This window comes from Helicobacter sp. CLO-3 (genome assembly GCF_001854545.1).
GTDB lineage: Bacteria > Campylobacterota > Campylobacteria > Campylobacterales > Helicobacteraceae > Helicobacter_B.
The window spans coordinates 34592-42941 of sequence record NZ_MLQN01000022.1 but is presented as its reverse complement, the minus strand read 5'-3'; the positions used below and the strand labels follow the sequence as shown (position 1 = coordinate 42941).

The 8350-nt window shown below is 45.4% G+C and carries 5 protein-coding genes; 3 read left to right on the top strand and 2 right to left on the bottom strand.

Annotated features, from left to right (window positions below):
- Positions 1-342: 342 nt before the first annotated feature.
- Both lpoB and ppsA read right to left on the bottom strand, forming a co-directional pair.
- Positions 343-966, bottom strand: coding sequence for a penicillin-binding protein activator LpoB (lpoB, locus tag BKN38_RS06870; RefSeq protein WP_066455547.1), 624 nt, complete (start codon positions 964-966; stop codon positions 343-345).
- A 130-nt stretch (positions 967-1096) separates the two neighbouring features.
- Complete coding sequence (ppsA, locus tag BKN38_RS06865; RefSeq protein WP_066455545.1) at positions 1097-3526, bottom strand: pyruvate, water dikinase; 2430 nt, start codon at positions 3524-3526, stop codon at positions 1097-1099.
- Positions 3527-3708: 182 nt separating this feature from the next.
- On the opposite strand from ppsA, the gene purL reads away from it, so the two are divergent.
- From purL to BKN38_RS06850, 3 genes are all read left to right on the top strand, one after another.
- Positions 3709-6015 carry a phosphoribosylformylglycinamidine synthase subunit PurL gene (gene purL / locus BKN38_RS06860; RefSeq protein ID WP_082942525.1) on the top strand — a complete coding sequence of 769 codons (2307 nt, stop codon included), beginning with the start codon at positions 3709-3711 and terminating at the stop codon, positions 6013-6015.
- A 17-nt stretch (positions 6016-6032) separates the two neighbouring features.
- Positions 6033-7076 (top strand): BspA family leucine-rich repeat surface protein, encoded by a 1044-nt coding sequence (locus BKN38_RS06855; RefSeq protein ID WP_104720769.1) that lies wholly within the window; start codon positions 6033-6035, stop codon positions 7074-7076.
- 266 nt (positions 7077-7342) lie between these two features.
- Entirely contained in the window at positions 7343-8239 is an 897-nt protein-coding gene (locus BKN38_RS06850; protein WP_172798602.1) for a BspA family leucine-rich repeat surface protein, read from the top strand.
- The last annotated feature ends 111 nt before the right edge of the window (positions 8240-8350 follow it).

Sequence of the window (8350 nt, the reverse complement as noted above, 5' to 3'; positions counted from 1 at the left end):
TTTCGCAGGGGGACAAGGGGGCTTGAATTGCTAAAGAAACTTCGTTTTGCGAAGTCGCTCCCCTTATCCCCCTGCACCCCCAAGCCCCCGACGACGCTTTCAAGGTGCCGCGCTTACGCGCGAAGATTTGATTTTATTGAAAATTTGCTTTGCAAATTTTGGATTCTAGTTTTGAGAAAACTAGAATCTAGGTTTGGCGCTGACGCGCCTTTTTTGTTTTATAAAAATCCTTGCGGATTTTTATTCTTTGGATTGCTTCGCAACTTCGTTGCTCGCAATGACAAAAACCAAAATCCAAACACACCTTCAACTAGAGCCTAAAAGCAAACCCCCGCCGCTAAATCACCACGCGGATGCTTTGCCACTACCTACTTTTATGATATTTACTTCATTATCCCACACGACAAGCCCGCTTTTGAGATCCGTCAGTGTCAGCAAGAAAAAATAATCCGTGCGCTGCTTGGATTTTACTTTGGTGTTGCGCTGGATGATTTTGCCAGAGAGAGAGAGCTCGGGCGCAATGATATTGCCTTTTTCTGGCACACTATATTGATTTACCTCTTCATTTTCGCGCGCTTGTCGCACTTTGTCTAGCATTTTATCCTCGCTCCCGCCACTTCCAGCAAACGCCATCGTAAGGATAAATTTGCCACTATTTCGCATATCGCGCGTGATTTTGCGCGTCAGCTCCTCGGTGGAGAAGTGCTGCATCGTGTCATTCACCACATCAGAGATAGCTAGCACCTTTGGTTTTTCTAGCCCGGCAAGCCCCTTGACATAGCCACTCTCAAGCAGCGAGGCTACATTTTTGCTAGCCGCGCTCTCTAGGTCATGATAGTCAAGCCCCATGGACGCATACTCTTTAGAATCCGCATTATCCACATACTCCACCTTGCCCGGACAGCCTGCTAGCATCAGCATAGCCAGCGCGGAAAGGGCAAAAAATGCCGCGTTGTTTGTTTTCATATTTGCTCCTTTTTAGCAAGTCACTTTAAGCCTGCCACTTTTAGCCTACCTTTAGCCTGCCGCTTTGCCTGATTGGCGTTATTTGCCGCCTGCTTTGCCTGCCGGATTCTACTATATTTTTTGATTTTGCCTAGCTTTTCAGCCTCTTTTCTAGCTCTACCACCCTACTCCATGTCGAGATGACAGAATCCGGATTTAGCGAGATGGAAGTGATGTCATGCTCTACCAAAAACTCCGCGACTTCTGGATAATCGCTAGGCGCTTGCCCGCAGATTCCGCAGTATTTTTTATGCTTTTTGCAAGAATCTATCGCGCGTTTAAACATCTCTAGCATCGCCGGATTGCGCTCATCAAATATATGGCTCACCAGCTGCCCATCGCGATCTACACCAAGTGTGAGCTGTGTGAGGTCGTTTGAGCCGATAGAGAATCCATCAAACATACTCAAAAAGTCATCAGCCAAAATCACATTCACCGGCAGCTCGCACATCACATAGATTTCTAGCCCATTTTTGCCGGATTCTAGCCCATTGCGGCGCATGATTTCTAGCACCTTTTTGCCCTCTTCTGGCGTGCGTAAAAATGGCACCATCACCTTCATATTGGTAAGCCCCATCTCCTCGCGCACCATTGCCAGCGCCTCGCATTCCCACTCAAACGCCACGCGATACAAATCAGAATAATACCTGCTCGCCCCGCGATAGCCAAGCATCGGATTTTCTTCCATAGGCTCATACGCCGCACCGCCGATCATCCCGCGATACTCGTTTGATTTGAAGTCACTTGTTCGCACGATGACAGGCTTTGGATAAAACGCCGCAGATATCATACCCATGCCTTCTGCGATTTTTTTGATGAAAAAGTCTTTGGGGCTCTCATAGCCAGAGATTAGCTTCTCGATTTCAGCGCGATCTTTTATGTCTTTTTTGCCATTTTGCAGATCTAGCAGGGCTAGCGGGTGCGCTTTTATCTGATTTAGGATAATATGCTCCATTCTTGCTAGCCCCACGCCATCATTTGGGAGTTGCGAGAATCCAAACGCCTTTTCTGGATTCCCGATATTCATATAAATCTTTGTCTTTGGCTTGCCAAGGTTGCTTAGCTCGATAGTCTCGATTTCAAAAGGATGGATTCCCGCATAAATATACCCCTCTTCGCCCTCCGCACAAGAAACGGTCACTTCCATGCCGGTATAGAGCCTATCAGTCGAGCCGATAGCGCCCACTATCGCTGGCACGCCGATCTCGCGCGCGACGATTGCCGCATGACATGTGCGCCCGCCTCGGTTTGTGATGACAGCGGACGCCTTTTTCATCACGGGTTCCCAGTCTGGGTCGGTGTTGTCAGTTACTAGAATCTCGCCATCTTTAAAGGTATTCATATGCTCAAGATCATTGATAATCCGCACTTTTCCATGCCCTATTTTCCCGCCGATAGCACGCCCGGTTAGCAGCACTTCGCGCTCTGCATTTTTGTCTTTGAAGCTAAAAGTTTCTAGCTTTTGCCCGCTATCTTTTTGCTTGTCTTTTTGGCTTTGCACGGTTTCTGGGCGCGCTTGCACGATAAATATCTCTCCACTCTCGCCATCTTTAGACCACTCCATATCCATAGGGCGATATTCGCCAGCTTCTTTGGTGTAGTGCTCTTCTATCTTTATCGCATATCGTGCGAGGGTCAATATATCCGCATCAGTGATAGAAAATGTCTTCATCTCTTTTTGCGTGGTTTTTATGTTTTTGGTGGGATGATCGCTACCTTTTGGCGCATATACCATTTTTTGGTGTTTATGTCCTAGCTGGCGCTTGATGATAGGGCGTTTGCCTTCTTTAAGTGTGGGTTTAAACACATAAAACTCATCAGGATTCACCGTCCCGCCCACGACATTTTCACCAAGCCCCCAAGAAGAAGTGATAAACACCGCATCTTTAAATCCCGTCTCCGTGTCGATACTAAACATAACGCCAGCGCTTCCCTTATCCGCGCGCACCATTTTTTGCACACCTACAGAAAGCGCGACTTTAAAATGATCAAATCCCCTTGATGCACGATAGCTCACCGCTCTATCTGTAAAAAGCGACGCCAAACAAGACTTGATATAGTGTATAAGCTCGGTTTGCCCTTTGACGCTTAGATAAGTATCTTGCTGTCCAGCAAAGCTAGCATCTGGCAAATCCTCCGCAGTCGCCGAGCTTCGCACCGCGACATCTGCCTCTTTCATACCATACTCTTCGCTTAGAATCTTATACGCTTCAAAGATTTCTTTTCGCAAATCCTCCGGGAAAGGCGTGCCAAAGATTAGCTCGCGGATTTTTTTGGAGCGCGTTTTTAGCACATCGATTTCAGTGACATCCACACCTTCTAGCAGCTCTCTGATTTTTTCGCGAATCCCGCCAGAATCTAGCAAATACCAATACGCCTCACTCGTGATAGCAAAGCCATTTGGGACTTTTATCCCCACCGGCACAAGCTCTTGAAACATCTCGCCAATGCTTGCATTTTTGCCACCTACTAGTGGGACATCTTTGTTATTTAGCTCTTTGAAAAACTTGATATACTTCATCCTCTCTCCTAATTCTCGCAAGATTTTAAGGCAAATATCGCCAATAGCGCGCTCACAAAGCATAAAAAGCATAATTGTATTTTATAAATCTTTATTTGCAACTTAATGCAAATGCAAAAATCTATTTGCTACAATTTTGCCTCAAAGCCAAAAGCCCAAAAGTTTAACATAAAAGGATTACTATGCCATCAATAAAACAACAATCCGCCACCAAGCAACCCAAAACGCCACACAAAAATGCCGAGAAATTCGCGCTGGATAAGCATTTTGACAACATAGATTCTGCGCTTTCTTCACACAAGCTAGACAAACAAGACTACAAAGTGATTTGTCAGATTCTAGGACGCGAGCCAAACCTCATAGAGCTAGGCATTTTTTCTGCTATGTGGAGCGAGCACTGCAGCTACAAATCAAGCAAAAAATATCTCAATGGATTTCCCACAAGCGCGCCTTGGGTAGTGCAAGGACCGGGCGAAAATGCGGGCGTGATAGACATAGATGGCAAAAATGTAGCGGTGTTTAAAATCGAATCACACAACCACCCAAGCTTCATCGAACCACATGCAGGTGCTGCGACAGGAGTGGGTGGCATCATGCGCGATATTTTCACCATGGGCGCGCGCCCTATTGCAAGCCTAGATTCTATACGATTTGGCGATGTGGCGGATTCTGGCGAGATTGGCAAAAAGCATCGCTATCTTTTGCGCGGCGTGGTGGAGGGTATCGGCGGGTATGGCAACTGCATGGGCGTGCCAACTATTGGCGGGGAGACAAGCTTTGAGTCCTGCTACAATGGCAATATTTTGGTAAATGCCTTTTGCTTGGGGCTTGCCAAAAAAGAGGAGATTTTCTACGCCAAAGCTGAAGGTGTGGGGAATCCGGTGATTTATGTCGGCTCAAAAACCGGGCGCGATGGCTTGGGCGGAGCGGTGATGAGTAGTGATAGCTTTGATGATGACTCCAAATCTTTGCGCCCCACCGTGCAAGTGGGTGATCCATTTGCTGAAAAACTGCTGCTAGAAGCGTGCTTGGAGCTTTTTAAGACGGATTATATCGTGGGGATTCAGGATATGGGCGCGGCGGGGCTTACGAGCTCTAGCTTTGAGATGGCGGGCAAAAGCGGCGCTGGTATGCGACTAGACCTTGATAAAGTGCCGATGCGAGAATCCGGGATGAATCCTTATGAACTCATGCTTAGCGAATCGCAAGAGCGCATGCTGATATGTGCCAAAAAGGGCTATGAAGCCAAAGTGCTAGAGATTTTTGCAAAATGGGAGGTGGATTGCGCGGTGATTGGCGAGGTGAGCGATAGCGGGCTTATGGAGCTTTATTGGCATGGCGATTTGTGCGCGTGCCTGCCGATAGCCGAGCTTAGCTCAAACGCCCCCATGCTAGATAGAGAAGTAAAAGAAGCCAATCGAGAATCCACACCCGCAAAGACTCTGCAAACCTCGCTAAGCGCGCAAGCAGTGTTTGAAAAGCTGCTAGGCTCGCTTGAAGTGAGCGATAAAAAATGGGTGTATAGCCAGTATGATTCTAGCGTGCAGACAAACACCATCATAGGCTCTGGCGAATGCGATGCTAGCGTGGTGCGTATCAAAGATAGCGGGGCGGGAGTCGGGATGAGCGTGTATTGCGATGTGCGCGCATGCTATCTAAACCCCAAAGAAGGCGCGAAACTAAGCGTAGCGCATGTGGGGCGCGACTGTGCGACACGCGGCGTGCGCGCGCGGGCGATTAGCGATTGTCTGAACTTTGGCTCGCCAAATAATGCAGAAGTGATGTGGGAGTTTAAAGAGTCATGCGAAGGCATAAAAGAAGCGTGCAAAGCGCTAAGCACGCCCGTAGTCAGCGGCAATGTAAGCTTGCATAACCAAAGCAATGGCAAAGACATCTATCCTACGCCTAGCATCGTGGGTGTGGGCGTGATAAAAGACAGCGCCAAAGTGATAGGAAGCGCACTGCAGCGCGAAGGAAGCGCGCTAGTGCTGCTAGGTGATATCGAGGCAAATTTCAGCGCCAGCCTCGCGCAAAAACTCTGTGAAGGCAGAATCTATGGCAAGCTTTCGCGCATCGACCTAGCCAAAGAAGCGCGCCTATGGGACTTCCTCTGCGCGCAAATAGAATCTACAAATACAAAATCCAAGATTTTGAGCGCCAAAAATGTGGGGCAAGGCGGGCTAGCTATCGCACTTGCCAAAATGGCTCTGCTAGGAAATAAGGGCATAGAAGTGCAAAGCGCGCTGGCGGATGCATATATGCTTTTTGCGCAGACGCCTAGCTGCGTGGTGGTGGAGGTGGATTCTAGTGTGGATTCTAGCGATGTGGCAAGTTTGCTAGAATCCGCGCGCGCGCAAGGGCTAGAAGCGCGCCAAATAGGCATCGTGCAGGGCGATAAAATATGCATAGATTCTCTATCGCTAGATTTTGCGCAGGCTAGAAAACTCTTTTTTGAAAGCTTTGCAGAGGTGCTAAAAAAGGATTTGTAAGGGGTTGTCCTTTGGTAATGACGACGACAAAACTTACAGGGCAAACAACAATGCAGAATCCAAAAAATCTGCAAAACACTAGCGAAGCGTGGAATCTAAAAATGCCAAATCTCAAAAAACTAAATCTAAAAAACCTAGCCTTTATCAGCATAGCCGCGCTTGGCTTGATGTTTAGCGCTTGTGCTATCAATACAAACCCTTTGACTGACAAATCAAAGCACAAATACCACCCGCAAAACCGCGATGAATTGGTAGCGTTATTAAAAGATGAAAACATCAAACTCGACACGATAGACACAAGCAAGATAAAAGACATGAGCTTTTTGTTCTCAGATATTTCTGATGAAGAGTGCGATAAAATGACAAAAAATAGAGACTGTGCGCCATATATAAAAAATGGCAAAAACACCGCTAGGACGCGAAAAGATTTTAGTGGGATTGAGACTTGGGATGTCAGTAATGCTACAAATATGGATAATATGTTTTCGGGTGCAAAATCCTTCAACAAACCCCTAGATTCTTGGAGTGTCAGCAATGTTACAAATATGAAAAGTATGTTTTATCGCGCAGAATCCTTTAACCAGCCCCTAGATTCTTGGGATGTCAGCAATGTCGCAGATATGAGCGGTATGTTTTGTTTCGCAAAATCCTTCAACCAGCCCCTAGATTCTTGGGATGTCAGCAAAGTAGAAAGCATGAAATTTATGTTTGCGACAGCAATATCTTTTAATCAACCGCTTAATAAGTGGAATGTTGGTAATGTTGCGGATATGAAATATATGTTTGCAAGAGCAATATCTTTTAACCAACCACTAGATTCTTGGGATGTTAGCAAGGTAAAAGATATGCATGCAATGTTTTATGATGCAGAATCTTTTAACCAACCACTAGATTCTTGGGATGTTAGCAAGGTAAAAGATATGCATGCAATGTTTTATGATGCAGAATCTTTTAACCAGAATCTAGATTCTTGGAATGTAAATAAAGGCACAAAACGAGAATATATGTTTAAAAGCTCGCCGCTACAATCCAATCCGCCGAAGTGGTATAAAAAGCGATAGAATCCAAAAGCGCAGAATCTGAAAGTGCCAGAATCTAAATTTGTCGTTGCTAAAGAATCTCCTCTTTGCCAAAAACCTTCTTTGTCATTACTAAAGAAACTCACTTCATTCGTTTTGCGAGGAGCGAAGCGACGAAGCAATCCACTTGTATTTTTATAGATTACTAAAGAAGCTATGCTTTGCTTCGGATTTTTTAAATCCTCGCAATGACGAAAAAGCAAGTTTTTTAGTAAAATGACGACGACAAAACTTACAAGGAGTCAAAAATGACAATGCAGAATCTAAAAATACCAAATCTAAAAAACCTAGCCTTTATCGGCATAGCCGCGTTTAGCTTAAATATCTGCCTAGCCAACACCAACCCACTTACCGACAAATCAAAGCATAAATACCACCCAAAAAATCGCGATGAACTCGTGAAACTGCTAAATGATGAATGCATCAAACTCGACACCATAGACACCAGCAAGATAAAAGACATGAGCTTTTTGTTTGTGAATGTCTCTAGCGATGACTGCGATGAATTAGCAGAAGCAAGCAAAATCTTTACACCACATCTTGCGCCATATATAAAAAATTGTAAAAATTCCGCTGGCGCGCGAGAAGACTTTGATGGGATTGAGACTTGGGATGTGAGTAATGTGAAAGATATGACCGGTATGTTTGGTGGCGCAGACTCTTTCAACCAGCCGCTAAATTCTTGGGATGTTGGTAAGGTTACAGATATGAGCTGTATGTTTTGCTTCACAGAATCTTTCAACCAGCCGCTAGATAAATGGAATGTTTCTAAAGTAAAAAATATGATTGGTATGTTTTTTGGTGCGGCATCCTTTGACCAACCGCTTAATAGCTGGAATGTCGGCAAGGTAGAAGATATGAGCCTTATGTTTTGTTATGCAGAATCCTTCAACCAGCCGCTAGATAAATGGAATGTTTCTAAAGTAAAAAATATGAAAGGCATATTTTCTCGTGCAGCATCATTTAATCAGCCGCTTGATAAGTGGGATGTTAGCAATGTTGTAGATATGGACTATATGTTTGTCGAAGCAGAATCGTTTAACCAAAATCTCAATTCTTGGAAAATAAATAAAGGCGCGCACGCAGAAGGCATGTTTAATGAGTCTCCACTGGAATCTAATCCACCAAAGTGGTATAAGGAATAAGGCAAGATTGCCCAGAATCCAAAAGTGCTGGAATCTAGATTTGTCGTTGCTAAAAAAGCTGTGCCTTGCCAAATAACTCTCGCCCTTCTTTCGTCATTGCGAGGAGCGAAG